The organism is Pseudomonas sp. AA-38 (assembly GCF_029457475.1).
Classification (GTDB): Bacteria; Pseudomonadota; Gammaproteobacteria; order Pseudomonadales; family Pseudomonadaceae; genus Aquipseudomonas.
This window is the reverse complement of record NZ_CP120359.1, coordinates 2,013,788-2,033,745: the sequence shown is the minus strand read 5'-3', so window position 1 is coordinate 2,033,745 and position 19,958 is coordinate 2,013,788. Positions and strand designations below refer to the sequence as shown.

General features: G+C 63.7%; 17 protein-coding genes. 1 reads left to right on the top strand and 16 read right to left on the bottom strand.

Going from position 1 to position 19,958, the window contains the following annotated elements; translation table 11 throughout:
- Positions 1-392 precede the first annotated feature (392 nt).
- Together PVE35_RS09305 and PVE35_RS09300 are read right to left on the bottom strand one after the other, a co-directional pair.
- Positions 393-1,322, bottom strand: coding sequence for an FAD-binding protein (locus PVE35_RS09305; protein ID WP_268177956.1), 930 nt, complete (start codon positions 1,320-1,322; stop codon positions 393-395).
- Positions 1,323-2,072: an electron transfer flavoprotein subunit beta/FixA family protein gene (locus tag PVE35_RS09300; protein WP_268177957.1), complete on the bottom strand. Its 750-nt coding sequence runs from the start codon at positions 2,070-2,072 to the stop codon at positions 1,323-1,325.
- Positions 2,073-2,392: 320 nt separating this feature from the next.
- Here PVE35_RS09300 and PVE35_RS09295 point away from each other — a divergent pair, with 320 nt between their 5' ends.
- Positions 2,393-4,057: an electron transfer flavoprotein-ubiquinone oxidoreductase gene (locus tag PVE35_RS09295; RefSeq protein ID WP_277374460.1), complete on the top strand. Its 1,665-nt coding sequence runs from the start codon at positions 2,393-2,395 to the stop codon at positions 4,055-4,057.
- Between the two features lie 89 nt (positions 4,058-4,146).
- On the opposite strand, the gene PVE35_RS09290 is transcribed toward PVE35_RS09295, so the two are convergent.
- From PVE35_RS09290 to leuD, 14 genes are all read right to left on the bottom strand, one after another.
- Positions 4,147-4,923, bottom strand: a complete 777-nt coding sequence (locus PVE35_RS09290; protein ID WP_277374459.1) for an SDR family oxidoreductase — start codon at positions 4,921-4,923, stop codon at positions 4,147-4,149.
- 2 nt (positions 4,924-4,925) lie between these two features.
- Positions 4,926-6,137, bottom strand: a complete 1,212-nt coding sequence (locus PVE35_RS09285) for an O-succinylhomoserine sulfhydrylase (protein ID WP_277374458.1) — start codon at positions 6,135-6,137, stop codon at positions 4,926-4,928.
- A gap of 90 nt (positions 6,138-6,227) precedes the next feature.
- Positions 6,228-7,736 (bottom strand): amidophosphoribosyltransferase, encoded by a 1,509-nt coding sequence (gene purF / locus PVE35_RS09280; RefSeq protein WP_268177961.1) that lies wholly within the window; start codon positions 7,734-7,736, stop codon positions 6,228-6,230.
- 75 nt (positions 7,737-7,811) lie between these two features.
- Complete coding sequence (locus PVE35_RS09275; RefSeq protein WP_277374457.1) at positions 7,812-8,333, bottom strand: CvpA family protein; 522 nt, start codon at positions 8,331-8,333, stop codon at positions 7,812-7,814.
- Positions 8,334-8,411: 78 nt separating this feature from the next.
- The gene (locus PVE35_RS09270; RefSeq protein ID WP_277374456.1) at positions 8,412-9,026 is read right to left on the bottom strand and encodes an SPOR domain-containing protein; all 615 of its coding nucleotides are present in this window, start codon (positions 9,024-9,026) and stop codon (positions 8,412-8,414) included.
- Positions 9,027-9,095: 69 nt separating this feature from the next.
- A complete protein-coding gene (folC, locus tag PVE35_RS09265) occupies positions 9,096-10,373 on the bottom strand; it encodes a bifunctional tetrahydrofolate synthase/dihydrofolate synthase (RefSeq protein WP_277374455.1) in 1,278 nt (425 codons plus the stop codon).
- 1 nt (position 10,374) lies between these two features.
- Positions 10,375-11,259: an acetyl-CoA carboxylase, carboxyltransferase subunit beta gene (gene accD / locus PVE35_RS09260; protein ID WP_268177966.1), complete on the bottom strand. Its 885-nt coding sequence runs from the start codon at positions 11,257-11,259 to the stop codon at positions 10,375-10,377.
- 129 nt (positions 11,260-11,388) lie between these two features.
- Entirely contained in the window at positions 11,389-12,006 is a 618-nt protein-coding gene (locus tag PVE35_RS09255; RefSeq protein WP_277374454.1) for a phosphoribosylanthranilate isomerase, read from the bottom strand.
- A gap of 46 nt (positions 12,007-12,052) precedes the next feature.
- Entirely contained in the window at positions 12,053-12,916 is an 864-nt protein-coding gene (truA, locus tag PVE35_RS09250) for a tRNA pseudouridine(38-40) synthase TruA (RefSeq protein ID WP_277374453.1), read from the bottom strand.
- A gap of 5 nt (positions 12,917-12,921) precedes the next feature.
- Entirely contained in the window at positions 12,922-15,702 is a 2,781-nt protein-coding gene (locus PVE35_RS09245) for a FimV/HubP family polar landmark protein (protein ID WP_277374452.1), read from the bottom strand.
- 155 nt (positions 15,703-15,857) lie between these two features.
- The gene (locus PVE35_RS09240; protein WP_277374451.1) at positions 15,858-16,868 is read right to left on the bottom strand and encodes an aspartate-semialdehyde dehydrogenase; all 1,011 of its coding nucleotides are present in this window, start codon (positions 16,866-16,868) and stop codon (positions 15,858-15,860) included.
- A 95-nt stretch (positions 16,869-16,963) separates the two neighbouring features.
- Positions 16,964-18,076 (bottom strand): aspartate-semialdehyde dehydrogenase, encoded by a 1,113-nt coding sequence (gene asd / locus PVE35_RS09235; RefSeq protein WP_268177971.1) that lies wholly within the window; start codon positions 18,074-18,076, stop codon positions 16,964-16,966.
- Positions 18,077-18,132: 56 nt separating this feature from the next.
- Positions 18,133-19,215, bottom strand: a complete 1,083-nt coding sequence (gene leuB, locus PVE35_RS09230) for a 3-isopropylmalate dehydrogenase (protein WP_268177972.1) — start codon at positions 19,213-19,215, stop codon at positions 18,133-18,135.
- Between the two features lie 90 nt (positions 19,216-19,305).
- Entirely contained in the window at positions 19,306-19,953 is a 648-nt protein-coding gene (leuD, locus tag PVE35_RS09225) for a 3-isopropylmalate dehydratase small subunit (RefSeq protein ID WP_268177975.1), read from the bottom strand.
- Positions 19,954-19,958: the final 5 nt, after the last annotated feature.

Sequence of the window (19,958 nt, the reverse complement as noted above, 5' to 3'; positions counted from 1 at the left end):
TACGTTCAGGCGCGCTAACTCCCCCTTCAGGAGGCCGAACGTAGGCATTGCGCAGGGGGCGAGTGGCATGGATGCCACGAGAGGCGTAATGGGCCAGGGATGGCCCATGTACGCTGACCCCGGAGCGATGCCGGAGTGAGGGGAGTCGAGCGCAGCGAGACCCGGATGGCGGGGGTGCGTTTCTTTTGCTTACTTTTCTTTGCGCATTTCAAAGAAAAGTGAGTCGCCCGAGGGGGCGAAACAAGGAGTTTCTGAACACACCGAAGCGGCGTTTAGAACACCAGCAATCCAACACACAAACTTGCCAGTCCGGTATCAACCGAAAATCCACAAAAAACCAAAAAGAAAACCCGCTCATGGGAGCGGGTTTCTCTCGTAGCAGGAAAGCCAGCTTAAACCAGCTTTTCCAGCTCCGGTACGGCCTCGAACAGATCGGCCACCAGACCGTAGTCAGCCACCTGGAAGATCGGCGCTTCTTCGTCCTTGTTGATCGCCACGATCACCTTCGAGTCCTTCATACCGGCCAGGTGCTGGATGGCACCAGAGATGCCGACGGCGATGTACAGTTGCGGCGCGACGATCTTGCCGGTCTGACCGACCTGCATGTCGTTCGGCACGAAACCGGCGTCGACGGCGGCACGGGAAGCGCCGACGGCAGCGCCAAGCTTGTCGGCCAGCGCGTAGAGGTGCTTGAAGTTGTCGCCATTGCCCATGCCACGACCGCCGGAGACGACGATCTTGGCAGCGGTCAGCTCCGGACGGTCGGACTTGGCCAGCTCTTCACCGACGAAGGCGGACTTGCCGGCATCGGCCGGACCGGATACCGCTTCGACGGCAGCGGAGCCACCTTCGGCAGCGGCGGCGTCGAAACCGGTGGTACGCACGGTGATCACCTTGACCGCCGCCGAGGACTGCACAGTGGCGATGGCGTTACCGGCGTAGATCGGACGCTTGAAGGTGTCGGCGCTCTCGACGGCGATGATCTCGGAGATCTGGTCAACGTCCAGTTGCGCGGCCACGCGCGGCAGGTAGTTCTTGCCGTTGGTGGTGGCAGCAGCCAGGATGTGGCTGTAGTTCTTGCCCAGCTCGGCGATCAGCGGCGCGACGTTCTCCGGCAGTTGATGCGCGTAGGCGGCGTCGTCAGCCAGCAGTACCTTGGCCACGCCAGCAACCTTGGCAGCGGCTTCGGCTGCGGCAGAAGCGTTGCTGCCGGCAACCAGCACGTGGATATCGCCACCGATCTTCTGCGCGGCAGTGACGACGTTGAGGGTGGCGGGCGCCAGAGCGGCGTTGCTGTGTTCAGCGATAACCAGAATAGCCATTTAGATTACCTTCGCCTCGTTCTTCAGTTTCTCGACCAGTTCAGCCACGGACTTGACCTTGATGCCGGCGCTGCGGGCAGCCGGCGCTTCGACTTTCAGGGTCTTGACGGTGGACGCGGTGGAAACGCCCAGAGCGTCCGGGGTAACGGTTTCCAGCGGCTTCTTCTTGGCCTTCATGATGTTCGGCAGCGACGCGTAGCGCGGCTCGTTCAGGCGCAGGTCGGTGGTGACGATGGCCGGCAGGTTGAGGGCCACGGTCTGCAGACCGCCATCGATCTCGCGGGTGACGTTGACCTTGTCGCCGGCGACTTCCACCTTGGAGGCGAAGGTGCCCTGGGCGTAGCCGCTCAGCGCGGCCAGCATCTGGCCGGTCTGGTTGTTGTCACTGTCGATGGCCTGCTTGCCGAGAATCACCAGCTTCGGTTGCTCCTTGTCGACCACGGCCTTGAGCAGCTTGGCCACGGCCAGGGAGTTCAGCTCGTCGCTGGACTCGACCAGGATGGCACGGTCGGCGCCGAGTGCCAGGGCGGTACGCAGTTGTTCCTGAGCGGTGGTCGGGCCGATGGAGACGACGACGATCTCGCTCGCCACGCCCTTCTCCTTCAGGCGTACGGCTTCTTCCACGGCGATTTCGCAGAAGGGGTTCATGGACATCTTGACGTTGGCGAGGTCGACGCCGCTGTTGTCCGCCTTGACGCGGACCTTGACGTTGTAGTCGACCACTCGTTTGACAGCTACAAGAACCTTCATGGATTCCTCGTTACTCTCCGGTGAATAAGAATGTCGCCAAGGCGAGCCTGGCCAGTGATGCAGATCGGCCAGAATCAGCCTTCAGCCCAGACGGCGAGCGCAAAACCGCCCGTATCTTGACCCCGCGACCTGACTCGGTCAATACAGCGAACTGGCCGGTCATCCGCGATGTAGTAGGATTCTAGCAGGCCTACAGAAAATTCAAACAAACGTTTGTATTGGCCCGCTGGGAGGGTGTAGATATAATGCCGCAGCACTCAGGGAGACGAGTTGCGCCCTCCAATATAAAACATCGAAGAGCCTTGAGTAGGAGATAGCCTGTGGAACGCGAATTTATGGAGTTCGACGTCGTCATCGTCGGCGCCGGCCCGTCTGGCCTTTCCGCCGCCTGCCGACTGAAACAGAAAGCCGCTGAAGCGGGCCAGGAGATCAGCGTCTGCGTGGTCGAGAAAGGCTCCGAAGTCGGCGCTCACATCCTCTCCGGCGCGGTCTTCGAGCCTCGCGCTTTGAACGAACTGTTCCCTGACTGGAAAGAACTGGGCGCCCCGCTCAACACCCCGGTCAAGGGTGATGACATCTACCTGCTCAAGGACGCCGAGAGCGCCGTCAAGCTGCCCGGCTTCTTCGTGCCCAAGACTATGCACAACGAGGGCAACTATATCATCTCCCTCGGCAATCTGTGCCGCTGGCTGGCCCAGCAGGCCGAGAACCTGGGCGTGGAAATCTACCCCGGCTTCGCCGCTCAGGAAGCGCTGATCGACGACAACGGCGTGGTGCGTGGCATCGTCACCGGCGACCTGGGCGTCGACCGCGAAGGCAACCCGAAGGAAGGCTACTACACCCCGGGCATGGAACTGCGCGCCAAGTACACCCTGTTCGCCGAGGGCTGCCGTGGCCATATCGGCAAGCAACTGATCAAGAAGTACAAACTCGACAGCGAAGCCGACGCCCAGCACTACGGCATCGGCATCAAGGAAATCTGGGACGTCGACCCGGCCAAGCACCAGCAGGGCCTGGTGGTGCATACCGCCGGCTGGCCGCTGGACATCATGGGCAAGGAAAACACCGGCGGTTCCTTCCTCTATCACCTGGAGAACAACCAGGTAGTGGTCGGCCTGATCGTCGACCTGTCCTACGCCAACCCTCACCTGTCGCCTTTCGACGAGTTCCAGCGCTACAAGCACCACCCGGTGGTCAAGCAGTATCTGGAAGGTGGCAAGCGTGTCGCCTACGGTGCCCGCGCCATCTGCAAGGGCGGCCTGAACTCGCTGCCGAAGATGGTCTTCCCCGGTGGCGCGCTGATCGGCTGCGACCTCGGCACCCTGAACTTCGCCAAGATCAAGGGCAGCCATACCGCGATGAAGTCGGGCATGCTGGCTGCCGATGCCATCGCCGAAGCCCTGGCTGCAGGCCGTGAGGGCGGCGATGAGCTGACCAACTACGTCGACGGCTTCAAGGCCAGCTGGCTGTACGACGAACTGTTCCGCAGCCGTAACTTCGGCGCGGCCATCCACAAGTACGGCACCCTGATCGGCGGCGGCATCAACTGGCTGGATCAGAACGTCTTCGGCGGCAAGGCGCCCTTCACCCTGCACGACAACAAGCCGGACTATGCCTGCCTCAAGCCAGCAGCCGAGTGCTCCAAGATCGACTATCCCAAGCCGGACGGCAAACTGAGCTTCGACAAGCTGAGTTCGGTGTTCCTCTCCAACACCAACCATGAAGAAGAGCAGCCCTGCCACCTCAAGCTCGCCGACCCGAGCATTCCGCTGGCGAAGAACCTGCCGCTGTACGACGAACCGGCGCAGCGCTACTGCCCGGCCGGCGTGTACGAGGTAGTGACGCAGGAAGACGGCGAGAAGAAGTTCCAGATCAACGCGCAGAACTGCGTGCACTGCAAGACCTGCGACATCAAGGATCCGGCGCAGAACATCACCTGGGTGGCACCGGAAGGCACCGGCGGGCCGAACTACCCCAACATGTAATCCGGCCATCGCAACGAAAAGCCCGACTCGAAAGAGTCGGGCTTTTTCATTGCTTTTACTCGAAGCTTGTCGCTTGCAGCTTGCCGCTGCTACTCCTGGTAAATCATCTTGCGGCTCATGCCGCCGTCGATGACGAACTCCTGCCCGGTGACGAAACCGGCATCATCGGAGAGCAGCCAGGCCACTTGCGCTGCAATATCCTCCACGGTGCCGACACGGCCGACCGGATGCTGCGCATGGTCGAACACCGAGAGCGGCTCGCGCCGTTGCTGTACGGGGTCACGGGCATCGATCCAGCCCGGGCTGACGCAATTGACTCGCACCTCCGGCCCCAGGCTGATGGCCAGCGCATGGGTCAGCGCCAGCAGGCCACCCTTGCTCGCGGCATAGGCCTCGCAGTTGGCCTCGGACTGGCTGGCGCGGGTCGAGGCAATATTGACGATGGCGCCGCGATGACCACGCAAATATGGCGCACAGTGCTTGGCCAGCAGCATGGCGCCGGTGAGGTTCACCGCCAGTATGCGGTTCCAGCGCCTGAGGTCGAGCGATTCCAGCGGCGGCGTATGCGGGTCGGCGATGGCGGCGTTGCACACCAGCGCATCGAGGCGACCGAACTGGCCAAGCACTTCGGCGACGCCGACACTGACCTGATCTTCCTTGGCCACGTCCATGGCCACGAACCAGGCATTGGCACCCAGCGCTCGTGCCACCTTGGAGCCGCGTTCGCGGTCGACGTCCGCCAGCACCACCTGCCAGCCTTCGCAGACCAGCCAGGCGGCGATGCCCAGGCCGATACCGCGAGCCGCGCCGGCCACCAGCACGACTCGCCCGGTATTGGACGCGGCCTCACTGCCCCACTCGAACATGCTCAGAGCGCGGCCAGGCCGCGTGCCAGATCGGCCTTCAAATCATCCAGGTCTTCCAGGCCGACCGCGACGCGGATCAGGCTGTCGCGGATACCGGCATTGGCACGCTCCTGCGGGGTCAGACGCCCGTGTGAGGTGGTGGCCGGATGGGCGATGGTGGTCTTGGTGTCGCCGAGGTTGGTGGTGATGGAAATGACGCGGGTGGCGTCGATCACCTTCCAGGCGGCGTCACGCCCGCCCTTGACCTCGAAGCTGACCACCGCACCGAAGGCGCTCTGCTGCCGCTTCGCCAGCTCGTGCTGCGGATGGCTGGGCAGCCCGGCGTAATACACCCGCTCCACCTGCGGCTGTTGTTCCAGCCACAGCGCCAGTTGCAGGGCGCTGTCGCTCTGCGCCTGCATGCGGATGCGCAGGGTCTCCAGCCCCTTGAGGAACAGCCAGGCGTTGAACGGGCTCAGGGTCGGGCCGGCGGTACGCAGAAAGCCGACCACTTCCTTCATCTGATCGCGGCGCCCCGCCACCACACCACCCAGGCCGCGGCCCTGGCCGTCGATGTACTTGGTGGCCGAATGCATGACGATATCGGCACCCAGCCTCAACGGCTGCTGCAGCGCCGGCGTGCAGAAGCAGTTGTCCACTGCCAACAACGCGCCACGGGCATGGGCGATGTCGGCCAGCGCGGCGATATCCACCAGCTCGGCCAGCGGGTTGGAGGGCGACTCGACGAACAACAGCCGGGTGTTGGGCTTGAACGCTTCCTTCCAGGCATCGAGATCGGCCAGCGGCACGTAATCCACCTCGACACCGAAGCGCTTGAGGTACTTCTCGAACAGGCTGATGGTGGAGCCGAACACGCTGCGCGACACCAGCACGTGGTCGCCGCCGCTGCACAGGCTCATGACGATGGCGAGGATGGCCGACATGCCGGAAGCCGTGGCCACCGCCTGTTCGGCGCCCTCCAGGGCGGCGATGCGCTCCTCGAAGGTGCGCACCGTAGGGTTGGTATAACGCGAATAAACGTTGCCCGGCACCTCGCCAGCGAAACGCGAAGCAGCATCGGCCGCCGTGCGGAACACGTAGCTGGAGGTGAGGAACAGTGCCTCGCCGTGCTCGCCTTCCGGCGAACGGCGCTGGCCGGCACGCACCGCCAGGGTATCGAAGCCTGCGCCATCCAGATCGCTGTCGAGCCGACCGGCTTCCCATTCCAGTGTCATATCGCTACCTCACGCAAGTAGCCCGGATGCAATCCGGGAAATTCAATCTGCGATGGCCCCGGATTACATCCGGGCCATGCCTGAAGCCCGTCAGTTGTTATGCAGATCGATGATCGCACTGACAGCCTGCGATTTGGCCTTGCTGGCATCGTTGCGCGCCTGCTCGATGCGATCCAGATACGCCGCATCGACATCGCCGGTCACGTACTTGCCATCGAAGACCGCGCAGTCGAAGTTGTCGATCTTGATCTTCTTGCTGCCACTGACCGCCTCGATCAGGTCGGACAGGTCCTGGTAGACCAGCCAGTCGGCACCGATCAGCTCGCACACCTGTTCGGTGGTGCGGCCATGGGCGATCAGTTCGTGTGCACTGGGCATGTCGATGCCATACACGTTCGGGTAGCGCACCGCCGGCGCCGCCGAGCAGAAGTAGACGTTCTTCGCCCCGGCCTCACGGGCCATCTGAATGATCTGCTTGCAGGTGGTGCCGCGCACGATGGAGTCGTCCACCAGCATCACGTTCTTGCCGCGGAATTCCAATTCGATGGCGTTGAGCTTCTGCCGCACGGATTTCTTGCGCGCTGCCTGGCCGGGCATGATGAAGGTGCGGCCGATATAACGGTTCTTGACGAAGCCTTCGCGGAACTTCACGCCCAGGTGGTTGGCCAGCTCCAGCGCTGCAGTGCGGCTGGTATCGGGGATCGGAATGACCACGTCGATATCGTGATCCGGACGCTCGCGGAGGATCTTGTCGGCCAGCTTCTCGCCCATGCGCAGGCGCGCCTTGTACACCGAGATGCCATCCATGATCGAGTCCGGGCGCGCCAGATAGACATGCTCGAAGATGCACGGGGCGTACTTGGGATTGGTCGCGCACTGGCGGGTGAAGAGCTGGCCTTCCTCAGTGATGTACACCGCTTCGCCCGGCGCCAGGTCGCGGATCAGGGTGAAGCCGAGCACGTCCAGCGACACGCTTTCGGAGGCGATCATGTACTCCACGCCCTCGTCGGTGTGACGCTGGCCGAAGACGATGGGGCGAATGCCGTTGGGATCACGGAAGCCGACGATGCCGTAGCCGGTGATCATCGCCACCACCGCGTAGCCACCCACGCAGCGCTCGTGCACATGGCTGACGGCGGCGAACACGTCTTCCTCGGTGGGTTGCAGCTTGCCGCGCTGGGCCAGCTCGTGGGCAAACACGTTGAGCAGCACTTCCGAGTCGGAGTTGGTGTTGACGTGACGCAGATCGGACTCGTAGATCTCCTTGGCCAACTGCTCGACGTTGGTCAGGTTGCCGTTGTGCGCCAGGGTGATGCCATAGGGCGAGTTGACGTAGAACGGCTGCGCCTCGGCCGAGCTGGAGCTGCCGGCGGTGGGGTAACGCACGTGGCCGATACCCATGTGCCCGACCAGGCGCTGCATGTGGCGCTGCTGGAACACGTCGCGCACCAGGCCATTGTCCTTGCGCAGGAACAGCCGGCCTTCATGGCTGGTCACGATGCCGGCAGCGTCCTGGCCGCGATGCTGAAGGACGGTTAGCGCGTCATACAGCGCCTGATTGACGTTCGACTTGCCGACGATACCGACGATGCCACACATGTGCCACGACCCCTGCTAGATAGTTCAGGCTAATTCAGCGACCGGCACGGCGGTTGCCCGCGTCGGCCGCTCTTTTCAAAGCAGACCGGCTGGGTGAGCCGTTCCACCGTTAAACCATTGGCCCGACCAGCCCAGAATCAGATTCTTCGACCAATCGGCGACCATCAGAAAATGCGGCACCAGCTTCGACTGCTGCCACCAGGTATCCTGCTCCACCGGCGCCAGGCTGATCAGCCCCACCAACAGCACCACCAGCAGACCACCGCGCGCCGCGCCGAAGACCATGCCCAGAAAGCGATCGGTCCCCGACAGCCCGGTGACCCGAATCAACTCGCCAATGAGGAAATTCACCAGCGCACCGACCAGCAGCGTGGCGACGAACAGAATGGCACAGGCGGCGATGACTCGGGCAGAAGGTGTTTCGATGTATTCGACGAGATGCTGGGACAAGGCGCCACCGAACATCCAGGCAACCACGCCCGCGATGATCCAGGTGAGCAGCGACAGGGCTTCCTTGACGAAGCCACGCTTGAGGCTGATCAAGCTTGAGATGGCGATGACGGCGATGAACGCCCAATCGACCCAGGTAAATGCCACGGTGCAGTCTGCCAGCGGAAAAGGCCGGCATTCTAACAGAGCGCGGCGCGCGGAGTAACCGGGCGCCGCGTCCGAGACTTAGCCGGCCTCCGGCTGGAAGCGCACGACGAAGCCGTTGAGCTTGTGCTGGCGGTTGAGCTGGTCGCGCAGGCGCTCGGCCTCGGCGCGTTCGATCAGCGGCCCGACGAACACCCGGTTCATGCCGTCGAAGGTGCGGATATAGGCGTTGTAGCCCTGGCTGCGCAGGGTCTTCTGCAGGTTTTCCGCACCAGGGCGGCTGGACAGGCTGGCCAGTTGCACCGACCAGCTTATCGGCAGGCTGTTGGCGTCCAGACGGCTCTCCGGCTTGGTCGCGGGCGGCGTCGCAGGTTCGGCTGCCGGAGCCGGCTTGGCCTCGCTGGCCGGCGCTGGCTTCTGCTCTTCAGGCTGGGGGACAGGCACCTCTGCACCCAGGGGCGCCTGCGGATCGGCCGGCACCGGCTCCTGTGGCAACGCCTCGGGCTCGACCACTTCGGCTGGCTCGACCACGATCTCCGGCGCGGCTGGAGCCTGCGGCATCTGCGGCACGTCCACCACCACCTGGCGCATTTCGTCCTCGCGCGACAGCAGCATCGGCAGAAAGATGACCGCCAACGCCACCAGCACCAATGCGCCGACCATGCGCTGCTTGAGCCCCTTTTCCAACAAAGCCATGCCCTACTCCACGGTTGAAAAGCCACAAGCTGCGATACTGCCATCCCGACGCCGTGCAGCGCCAGCCTGTCAGCCGTGCTCGGCCAACCATTGCAGCGCTTCGGCCACGCAGAAGAATGAACCAAAGAGGAGAATCTCGTCCCCCTCAGCAGCCAGTTGGCATTGCGCCACCAAGGCCTCAGCGACGCTGCCATGCTGGCTGACCTGGGCACCGCGCATGCGCAACTGCTCGGCCAGTTCCGCCGCAGGCCGCGAACGCGGCGTGGCCAGAGGTGCCACGGCCCAGCTCGCAACCAGGCCTTGCAAGGGGACCACGACTCCGGGCAGATCCTTGTCGGCCAACAGGCCGAACACGGCCAGGCGCCGCCCCACCGGCGGACGGGCTTCTAGTCGCTGCGCCAGGTAGTCGGCGGCATGCGGGTTGTGCCCGACATCCAGGAGCAGGGTCAGGTGCTTGCCCTGCCAGGTCAGCGCACGCCGATCCAGGCGCCCCACCACTCGGGTGGCGAGCAAGGCACGGGTAATGGCTGCCTGATCCCAGGCCAGGCCGAGCAAGGCATAGGCCTGCACGGCCAGGGCAGCGTTCTCCATGGGCAGGTCGAGCAGAGGCAGATCATTCAGGCGCAGGACACGGCCCTGCTCATCCAGACCGAACCAGTCCCAGCCCGTCTCGCCGACACTCAGCCCGTAATCGCGCCCACGCAGGAAGAACGGCGTATCCAGGCGCACCACGGCATCGATCAGCGGCTGCGGTGGATCCAGATCACCACAGAGCGCCGGCTTGCCAGCGCGCATGATGCCGGCCTTCTCGAAGGCCACCGACTCGCGGCTGTCGCCCAGCCAGTCGGCATGGTCGAGGCCGATACTGGTGATCAGCGCCAGGTCGGCATCCACCAGATTCACCGCATCCAGACGTCCGCCCAGGCCGACCTCGAGCACCACGGCATCCAGCGCCGCGCGCTCGAACAGCCAGAAGGCCGCCAGGGTGCCCACCTCGAAATAGGTCAGGGAAATCTCGCCACGCGCCGCCTCGACGGCGGCGAAGGCCTGGCACAGCTCGTCGTCGCTGGCCTCGCGTCCCTCGATCACGACGCGCTCGTTGTAGCGCAGCAGGTGCGGCGAGCTATAGACCCCGACGCGCTGCCCCTGCTCGCGCAGCAGGCTGGCGATGAAGGCGCAGGTGGAGCCCTTGCCATTGGTACCGGTGACGGTGATCACCCGTGGCGCCGGCTGGCCAAGGCCCATACGCTGCGCCACCTCGCGCGAGCGCTCCAGACCCATGTCGATGGCCGAGGGGTGCAGTTGCTCGAGGTAGGCGAGCCATTCGCCCAGGCTGCGTTCGGTCATGTCATGCCGTGGCCGGCAGGGCCACAGGGGACGGACGATTCATCAATTGCGCGAGCAAACGTGCCAGACGCGGGCGCAGTTCGTCACGCGAAATGATCATGTCGATGGCGCCGTGCTCGAGGAGGAACTCGCTGCGCTGGAAGCCTTCCGGCAGCTTCTCGCGCACGGTCTGCTCGATCACCCGCGGGCCGGCGAAGCCGATCAGCGCTTTCGGCTCGGCGACGATCACGTCACCGAGCATGGCCAGGCTGGCGGAAACGCCGCCGTAGACCGGGTCAGTCAGCACGGAGATGAACGGCAGGCCTTCCTCGCGCAGGCGCGCCAGGGCCGCCGAGGTCTTGGCCATCTGCATCAGCGAGATCAGCGCCTCCTGCATGCGCGCACCACCGGAAGCGGAGAAGCACACCAGCGGGCAACGCTTTTCCAGAGCGACGTTGGCGGCCTGGACGAAACGCTCGCCGACGATGGCGCCCATGGAGCCGCCCATGAAGGAGAACTCGAAGGCGCAGACCGCGATCGGCATGCCTTCGAGGGTGCCGCTCATGGAGATCAGCGCATCCTTCTCGCCGGTCTGCTTCTGCGCGGCGGCCAGGCGATCCTTGTACTTCTTGCTGTCACGGAACTTCAGACGATCGACCGGCTCCAGATCGGCACCGATTTCCTCGCGGCCATCGGCATCGAGGAACAGATCGAGGCGACGACGCGCGCCGATACGCATGTGGTGGTTGCACTTGGGGCAGACATCCAGGGTCTTTTCCAGCTCGGGGCGATAGAGCACGGCCTCACAGGACGGGCACTTGTGCCAGAGCCCCTCGGGCACGGAACTCTTCTTCACCTCGGAACGCATGATCGAGGGGATGAGTTTGTCTACCAACCAGTTGCTCATGCTGTTATCTCTCCATAACCGATGGTCGGAGCGGGCGGCCACACAGCTACCCGCCTCCAGCAATTCGTTTGCGCCGCGTTCAGGCGGCACGACAGCTTAGTGGACGGCACCAGGCGCGCCGCCGTCACATCAGGCTAACGCGACCGCCTGCAGGAATGCGTGAATCTTGCCTGCATCCTTTATGCCTTTTGCCGCCTCCACCCCACCACTGACATCAACGGCGTAAGGGCGAACCTGGGCAATGGCCTGCGCAACGTTGTCCGCCGTCAGCCCGCCGGCAAGAATGATCGGCTTGCCGGCCTCGCACGGTACCAGCGACCAGTCGAACGCCGCCCCCGTGCCACCGGGCACACCTTCGACGAAGGTATCCAGAAGGATGCCGCGCGCACCGGCATAGGGCGCCAGCAGGGCTGCAACGTCCCCACCGGGGCGCACGCGCAGAGCCTTGATGTAGGGGCGGCCATGGCCTTCGCAGTCAGCCGGCGACTCCTCGCCATGGAACTGCAGCAGGTCGAGCGGCACCTGCGCCAGCACCGCCTGCAACTCCTCACGCGGCATGTCGACGAACAGCCCCACGCTGGTGACAAAAGGCGGCAAGGCGGCAACGATGGCCTGCGCCTGCTCGACACTGACCGCACGCGGGCTCTTGGCGTAGAACACCAGGCCAATGGCATCCGCCCCGGCCTCCACGGCGGCCAGCGCATCCTCCACGCGGGTAATGCCGCAAATCTTGCTGCGCACGCGCATTGGCTTCATACCTGTTGGCTGTCGGACGCAGGATGTTAGCAAAGGCCTAGCTCTGCCGCACATCCACCAGGCCGGAAAGAAAGTGTGGCCCCAGGTAGCGCGACGGCAGCTCGAACTCCTCGGGGTATTCGACCTCGACCAGATAGAGACCGTGAGGATGGGCGGTGACGCCGCCACTGCGCCGCTCGCCCCGCTCCAGCACCTCGCGCGCCCACTCCACGGGGCGCTCGCCAGCGCCAATGGTCATCAGCACACCGGCGATGTTGCGCACCATGTGATGAAGGAAGGCGTTGGCACGGATATCCAGCACGATGAAGCGACCATGCTCGATCAGCGCCAGATGATGGATGGTCTTGATCGGCGACTTGGCCTGGCACTGACTGGCGCGGAAGGCGCTGAAATCATGGGTGCCGACCATAGCCTCGGCCGCCTGGCGCATGCGCTGCAAGTCCAGCGGGCGGTGATTCCAGGTGACTTCCTCGGCCATGTGCGCGGGGCGGATCGGATCGTTGTAGATGACATAGCGATAACGCCGCGCCATGGCACTGAAACGAGCATGGAAATGCGCCGGCATGACCTTGGCCCAGGTCACGCTGATGTCCTTGGGCAGGTTCATGTTGGCGCCCATGATCCAGGCATGCAGCGGGCGCTCGACGGCGGTATCGAAGTGCACCACCTGGCCACTGGCATGCACCGAAGCATCGGTGCGACCGGCGCACATGATGTTCACTGGCGCGCCCCCCGCCACTTTCGACAGCGCCGACTCCAGGCAACCCTGAATGGAAGCGACCTTGCCACTCTGACGCTGGAAGCCGCGATAACGGGCGCCCTTGTACTCGACACCCAGGGCGATTCGGGAAAAGCCAGCGACCGCCATTTCGGCGGCCGCTACAGGTACTGCATCGGACATGGATCTCAAACCAGCTTGGCAATCATCTCGCGGGCTTCCTGTTGCTGAGCTTCGCTACCCTCGGCAACCACTTCATCGAGAATGTCGCGCGCACCTTCGGCATCACCCATGTCGATATAGGCACGGGCCAGATCCAGCTTGGTCGCGGTCTCGTCGGTGCCGGCGAGGAAGTCGAAATCATCGTCGCCTTCAAGATCCTCACTCAGGCCATCGCTGGCCGGCAGATCGAAGGTATCGGCCGGCTCGCTGGCCGCTTCGTTCTCGGCGGAGAGCTGTTCCAGCTCGGCACTGACCTCGTCGAGTTGCGCGGCGAAGCTGCCGACATCGGCGGGCTTGGCCGGCTCGTCGTCGGCCAGCGACAGGTCGAAATCGGACGGCAGATCCACTTCGTCAGCCGGGTTTTCCTCGGGCAGATCCAGACTCAGATCAGCCAGCGGATCGAGCTCTTCGGGTGCGGCAGGCTGCTCATCCAGGCTCGCCAGGAAATCGTCCGCCTCGTCACTTGTAGCAGGAGCAGCAGGCTCGTCCAGATCGAGGCTGAAGTCAGCCAGCTCGTCGGCCAGCGGCTTGCTCTCGGCAGGCTCGTCATCGAGCGACAGGTCGAAATCCAGGTCGTCCACGGCCTTGCTGGCCGGCTGCTCGTCGAGCAGACCGAAATCCAGATCCTCATCCAGCGCCGGGGTCGGCTCGGCCGGCTGCGCGCTGGCCTGCACGTCACGCTCCAGATCGCTCTCCAGGTCATCCAGGCTCAGGTCGAAGGCGTCATCCAGATCATCTGTCGTGCTAGCGGTTTCATTGCCGCCATCAGCCAGGCCAATGTCATCGAGGCTGAAATCCAGATCATCCGCCGCCGCACCTGCAGCAACACCAACCCCGACGAACGCGGCCATGGCCGGATACTTGCTCTTGAGCTGCTCGGCTTCGGCAGTGGCGCCACCGATTTCCCGCAGTTCGTTGTCCTGGCGGGCGAAGCCTTCGCGGTCACCCAGTTCGGCATAGACCTCCATCAGCTTCAAGCGCAGATCAGTACGATGCGGCTCGTCGTTGATGGCGTTGTGCAGCAGCTCGGCGGCCTGATTGAAGCGACCGTAGGCAATATAGATGTCGGCCTCGCCCAGCACGTCGCCGGTTTGCGCGGTCACACGATCCTCTGCAGCCGCCTTGGCCGGCTCATCGTCGAGACCGGCGAAGCTGTCTTCCGGCATGTCCAGCTCTTCGGCGAAGGCGCTGTCCTGAGCGAGCGCCTCGGCCTGCGCCTCATGCTGCTCCGACTCCTTCATGGCATTGCGCCGCGACAGGGCCATCAGACCGACCAGCAGCAGCAACAACGCACCGCCGCCGGCCAGCCCCAGGGTCATTGGATTGCCCAGCAGCTCATCGACAAAGCTGGGCTGCTCCACGGCTGGAGCCGCCGGCTGCGCAGGCTTGGCCGGTTCTGCGGCTGGCGCCTCGCTGGCCGCTGGCGGCGTTTCGACAGCAGGCTCCTGCACGGGCTCGGCAGGCTCTTCGCTGTAGTTGTAATCCGGTGCTGCAGCCGGTTCGGCCGGTGCTGGCTCGGTTGCCGCTGGCGCTTCTGCGGCGGCATTCTCGGCAGGCGCCGGGGCCTGCTCGGCGGCCGGCGCTGCTGGCGCCTCGGGCGTGGCAGCCGGTGTCTGGCCTGCCTGGGCGCTCTCGGCCTGCAGTTTTGCCAGTTGGCTGTCCTTGAGCTCGATCAGGCGTTGCAGCTTGTCCAACTGGCTCTGCAGATCACCGATGCGGCTCTGCAGCTCGGCATTTTCGCGTCGCGTCGAATCCAGGCTCTCCTGAGTCACGGCCAGCTTGTCGGCCAGGGCCTTGCTGTCGGCGGAGCCGGTATCGCTGCCCTGCGTCGCCTTGCCAGTCTCACCCGAAACCAGTTTCAGGCTATCGCCGCGCTCGGCCACGGCCGGAGCGGAGCCCGCTTCGGTGCGGCGCGTAGCGTCGAGCTGGCGGGAAGCAACGTCACGCCCTGCGCGCCAGGCGGCGTTCTGCTCGGCGACCTGAGCGATGGCTTCGGCGTTACTGCGGCTGCGAACCTGCTGCTCGTCGGGCAGACGCAGCACCTGGCCACTCTTCATGCGGTTGATGTTGCCACCGATGAAGGCATCCGGGTTCAGATCCTGAATGGCCAGCATGGCCTGGTGAACGCTACCACCCTCGACGCGCTGAGCGATTTCCCACAGCGTGTCGTTCTTCGCCGTGCGGTATTCATTGCCGGCAATGGCGCGCGACGGTGCAGCAGGCGCGGTGTTCGACCGCGGCGCAGCGCTGCCTGCCACGGGAGCTCGCGGCGCCGCACTCGGGCGTGGCGCGGGCGCAGGTGCGGCGACTGGAGCCTGCGGAGCAGCAGCGGCGGTTTGCGGGGAATACAGAGGCGGGTCAAGCAACAGGGTGTATTCACGCAACAACCGACCATTCGGCCAGAGCACTTCCACCAGGAAGTTCAGATAAGGTTCACGCACCGCCTTGCTGGATGTCACACGAATGACACTCTTACCGTTCGGCTTGAGTATCGGCGTGAACTTCAGGTCGGTGAGGAAGAACTGGCGGTCGACACCCGCTTTGGTGAACTCTTCAGGAGAAGCCAGTTTCGGCACGAGTTCGTCGGAGGTCAGATCGCGCACCTCCAACAATTCGATTTCCGCCACCAGAGGCTGGTTCAGCGAGGATTGCAGGGTCACTTCACCCAACCCCAGCGCATGCGCCATACCGGAAGACAGGGCGGAAGCCGCTGCGATTGCCAGCACCAGTTTGCGAACCCGAACCATAGCGTTATCCCTTGTTTTAACTTCTTTCTCGAAGACGAGAGGGGTTTAGATGAACACCGCCTGCATCCGCTGAATCAGCGGCTCCCCATTCGGTATTCATCCAAACCAGTATTGCCAAGCTAGAAAAATTCTTCAAATTTCTAGGTAAGTATCTTTTACAGATAGTGTTTTATCAACAACTCTGCTATTTGCACGGCATTCAGAGCAGCACCTTTTCGCACATTATCAGACGCAATCCACAAATTGAGCTGAGTCGGATCGGCAACGGCCTGGCGAATACGGCCCACCTGGATCACATCCTGCCCCAGCGCATCCCCCACAACCGTGGGGTAATCCCCCTCCTCTGCCAGCTCGAGTCCGGGCGCCTCGGCCAGGCAAGCAGTAATGGCCGCCACGTCCACCGGAGTATCACTCTCGAGAGTGACCGCCAGGCTATCCCCGAAGAATACCGGCACCTGGGCACAGGTCGCGGCAATGGGCAGGTGCGCATCGCCCAGCAATTGCTGCAACTCCGCTGCCAACCGTGCCTCCAGCCGCGCATGCCCCTGCTCGTCCGGCGTACCGATCTGAGCCAGTACGTTGAAGGCAATCTGCCGATCCACGCCCTGCGGCTCGAACGAACGGCCATTGAGCAACTCGGCGGTCTGCCGTGCCAGCTCCCGCACCCCGGCACGGCCCAGCGTGGAAGCCGACAACATGGCCGTCACCCCGATACGACGGGGCCGCAACAGAGAGCGTAGCGCCTGTGTCACCAGCGCGACAGCGACGGCAGCCGGCGTCGGGCTGCTGAGCAGGAAGGGTGGCCGCTGCGTCGCCAGCCACAGCTCACCTGCCTCTGGCAGCAGGCAGGGCGCCTGGGTCAAGGGCAATGCGGCGGACAGATCGATCAGTGAGCAGTTGGCCGCGACGATCCGCTCCAGGTACTCACGGGTGACCTCGGCACTGGCCGCACAGAACACCAGTTGCGCGGCCTTGAAATCGAACGCATCGAGTGCCCTGACCCGCACCTGGCGGTCACGAAACGACAGACTTTTCCCGGCGGATTCATCACTGGCCAGCAGATACAGATCCTTGACCGGAAAATCGCGCTCTTCGAGCAGACTGACCAGCGCTTCACCGATGTTCCCGGTGGCGCCCACGATGGCAATGGAAAGTGACTGGCTCATGAGGAAAACCTGTGACGCGAAGGGAGCGGCACTGTAACCGCGCCCTCGCGCCCAGGCAATCGGCTATCGGCGAGCCCACCGACAGCCGGGACGAATCAACGCTCCAGGAGGATACGCAGCATGCGTCGCAGCGGCTCGGCAGCGCCCCATAGCAACTGGTCGCCCACGGTGAAGGCACCGAGGTACTGCGAGCCCATGTTGAGCTTGCGCAGACGCCCGACCGGAACGCTCAGGGTGCCGGTCACGGCAGTCGGGCCGAGGTCGCGGATGGAATCTTCGCGATGGTTCGGCACCAGCTTGACCCAGGGATTGTGCTGGCTGATCAGGCCTTCGATGTCGGCCATCGGCACATCCTTGTTCAGCTTGATGGTCAGTGCCTGGCTGTGGCAACGCATGGCGCCGATGCGCACGCAGATGCCATCCACCGGGATCGGGCTCTTGAAGCGACCGAGGATCTTGTTGGTTTCGGCCTGGGCCTTCCACTCTTCACGGCTCTGCCCGTTCGGCAGTTCCTTGTCGATGTAGGGGATCAGGCTGCCGGCCAGCGGTACGCCAAAGTTGTCCACCGGGAAGGCCTCGCCACGCATGGCCTCGGCCACCTTGCGGTCGATATCGAGAATGGCGCTGGCCGGGTCAGCCAGTTCATCGGCGACGGCACCGTTGATCGCGCCCATCTGCTTGATCAGCTCGCGCATGTTCTGCGCACCGGCACCCGAGGCCGCCTGGTAGGTCATGGCGCTCATCCACTCGACCAGACCGGCTTCGTAGAGGCCGCCCAAGGCCATCAGCATCAGGCTGACGGTGCAATTGCCGCCGATGTAGTTCTTGCTGCCGGCGTCCAGCGCCTGGTCAATCACCTTGCGGTTGACCGGGTCGAGCACGATCACCGCGCTGTCGTCCATGCGCAGCGACGAGGCAGCATCGATCCAGTAGCCCTGCCAACCGGCTTCGCGCAGCTTGGGGAAGACTTCGTTGGTGTAGTCGCCGCCCTGGCAGGTCAGGATCACGTCCAAGCCTTTCAGGTCGTCGATGCTGTAGGCGTCCTTCAGCGGGGCAATGTCCTTGCCAATGGCGGGGCCCTGGCCACCGACATTGGAGGTGGTGAAGAACACCGGCTCGATCAGGTCGAAGTCCCGCTCTTCCAGCATGCGCTGCATGAGCACGGAACCGACCATGCCACGCCAACCGATCAGACCTACACGTTTCATAACGACTACACCTATATGAACAGCCCGCCGGAACCACCCCGGCGGGGCCGAGAAGATTACAGACTACGCAGCGCTTCGACTACTGCATCACCCATGGCAGCAGTACCGACCTTGGTCTTGCCTTCGGACCAGATGTCGCCAGTACGCAGGCCCTGATCCAGCACCAGGCTCACCGCTTTTTCGATGGCGTCGGCAGCGGTCACCTGGCCGAAGCTGTAACGTAGCATCATGGACACCGAGAGAATGGTGGCCAGCGGGTTGGCGATGCCCTGCCCAGCGATGTCCGGCGCAGAGCCATGGCACGGCTCGTACATGCCCTTGTTGTTGGCATCCAGGGATGCCGACGGCAGCATGCCGATGGAACCGGTGAGCATCGAAGCCTCGTCGGACAAAATGTCACCAAACATGTTGTCGGTGACCATCACGTCGAATTGCTTGGGGGCACGCACCAGTTGCATGGCGGCGTTGTCGACGTACATGTGGCTCAATTCGACGTCCGGGTAATCCCTGGCCACTTCCTCGACTACGGCGCGCCATAGCTGGCTGGAGGCCAGGACGTTGGCCTTGTCCACCGAGCACAGCTTCTTGTTGCGCACCATGGCCATGTCGAAACCGACCTTGGCGATACGGCGAATTTCACTCTCACTGTACGGCAGCGTGTCGTAAGCCATGCGCTCGCCGTTTTCCAACACCTTGCTCTCGCGCGGCTGGCCGAAGTAGATTCCGCCGGTCAGCTCACGGACGATAAGGATGTCCAGGCCGGCGACCACTTCCGGCTTGAGGCTGGAGGCCTCGGCCAGTTGCGGGTAGAGGATGGCCGGACGCAGGTTGCCGAACAGGCCCAGTTGCGAACGGATCTTCAGCAGGCCGCGCTCCGGGCGGATGGCCGGATCGATGGCGTCCCACTTGGGCCCACCAACGGCGCCGAGCAGCACGGCATCGGCGGCCTTGGCGCGCGCCAAGGTCTCGTCGGCCAGCGGCACGCCATAACGGTCGATGGCCGCGCCGCCCAGGTCATCGAAGCTCAGCTCGAAACCCAGGGCGTACTTGTCGTTGGCCAGGTTCAATACCTTGACCGCCTCGGCCATGATTTCCGGGCCGATACCGTCGCCAGGGAGAACCAGAATCTGCTTGCTCATCTTTTTTCCTTCGGAAATAGCTTCAAGCTGCAAGCCACAAGCACAAGCCGCTTTTACTTGCAGCTTGAAGCGTGCGGCTTGCAGCTCCTGTCATTTGATCGCGCCGAACAACCAGGGGCTGTTCTGCTGGTGTTTGGCCTCGAAGGCCTTGATCGCCTCCTGATCCTGCAGGGTCAGGCCGATGTCGTCCAGACCGTTGAGCAGGCAGTGCTTGCGGAAGGCGTCGACCTCGAAGGCGTACTGCACGCCATCGGGGCGAGTGACGGTCTGCGCCGCCAGATCGATGGTCAACTGATAACCCTCGGTGGCCTCGGCCTGCTCGAACAGCGCGTCCACCTCTTCATCCTTGAGGATGATCGGCAGCAGACCGTTCTTGAAGCTGTTGTTGTAGAAGATGTCGGCGAAGCTCGGCGCAATCACCGTGCGGAAACCGTACTCGTCCAGCGCCCAGGGCGCGTGCTCGCGCGAGGAGCCGCAGCCGAAGTTCTCACGGGCCAGCAGCACGCTGGCACCCTGATAACGCGGGAAGTTGAGCACGAAATCCGGGTTGATCGGGCGCTTGCTGTTGTCCTGGTTCGGCTGACCGACATCCAGGTAGCGCCACTCGTCGAACAGGTTGGGGCCGAAACCGGTGCGCTTGATCGACTTGAGGAATTGCTTGGGAATGATCTGGTCGGTGTCGACGTTGGCGCGATCGAGCGGGCAGACCAGGCCGGTGTGTTGGGTGAAGGCTTTCATCAAAA

Excerpts from the sequence above, each read along its gene's own strand:
- PVE35_RS09305 (WP_268177956.1), bottom strand. The coding sequence starts at position 1,322 with ATGGCTATTCTGGTTATCGCTGAACACAGCAACGCCGCTCTGGCGCCC.
- PVE35_RS09300 (WP_268177957.1), bottom strand. The coding sequence starts at position 2,072 with ATGAAGGTTCTTGTAGCTGTCAAACGAGTGGTCGACTACAACGTCAAG.
- PVE35_RS09290 (WP_277374459.1), bottom strand. The coding sequence starts at position 4,923 with ATGTTCGAGTGGGGCAGTGAGGCCGCGTCCAATACCGGGCGAGTCGTG.
- PVE35_RS09285 (WP_277374458.1), bottom strand. The coding sequence starts at position 6,137 with ATGACACTGGAATGGGAAGCCGGTCGGCTCGACAGCGATCTGGATGGC.
- purF (WP_268177961.1), bottom strand. The coding sequence starts at position 7,736 with ATGTGTGGCATCGTCGGTATCGTCGGCAAGTCGAACGTCAATCAGGCG.
- PVE35_RS09270 (WP_277374456.1), bottom strand. The coding sequence starts at position 9,026 with ATGGCTTTGTTGGAAAAGGGGCTCAAGCAGCGCATGGTCGGCGCATTG.
- folC (WP_277374455.1), bottom strand. The coding sequence starts at position 10,373 with ATGACCGAACGCAGCCTGGGCGAATGGCTCGCCTACCTCGAGCAACTG.
- accD (WP_268177966.1), bottom strand. The coding sequence starts at position 11,259 with ATGAGCAACTGGTTGGTAGACAAACTCATCCCCTCGATCATGCGTTCC.
- PVE35_RS09255 (WP_277374454.1), bottom strand. The coding sequence starts at position 12,006 with ATGCGCGTGCGCAGCAAGATTTGCGGCATTACCCGCGTGGAGGATGCG.
- truA (WP_277374453.1), bottom strand. The coding sequence starts at position 12,916 with ATGTCCGATGCAGTACCTGTAGCGGCCGCCGAAATGGCGGTCGCTGGC.
- PVE35_RS09245 (WP_277374452.1), bottom strand. The coding sequence starts at position 15,702 with ATGGTTCGGGTTCGCAAACTGGTGCTGGCAATCGCAGCGGCTTCCGCC.
- PVE35_RS09240 (WP_277374451.1), bottom strand. The coding sequence starts at position 16,868 with ATGAGCCAGTCACTTTCCATTGCCATCGTGGGCGCCACCGGGAACATC.
- asd (WP_268177971.1), bottom strand. The coding sequence starts at position 18,076 with ATGAAACGTGTAGGTCTGATCGGTTGGCGTGGCATGGTCGGTTCCGTG.
- leuB (WP_268177972.1), bottom strand. The coding sequence starts at position 19,215 with ATGAGCAAGCAGATTCTGGTTCTCCCTGGCGACGGTATCGGCCCGGAA.
- leuD (WP_268177975.1), bottom strand. The coding sequence starts at position 19,953 with ATGAAAGCCTTCACCCAACACACCGGCCTGGTCTGCCCGCTCGATCGC.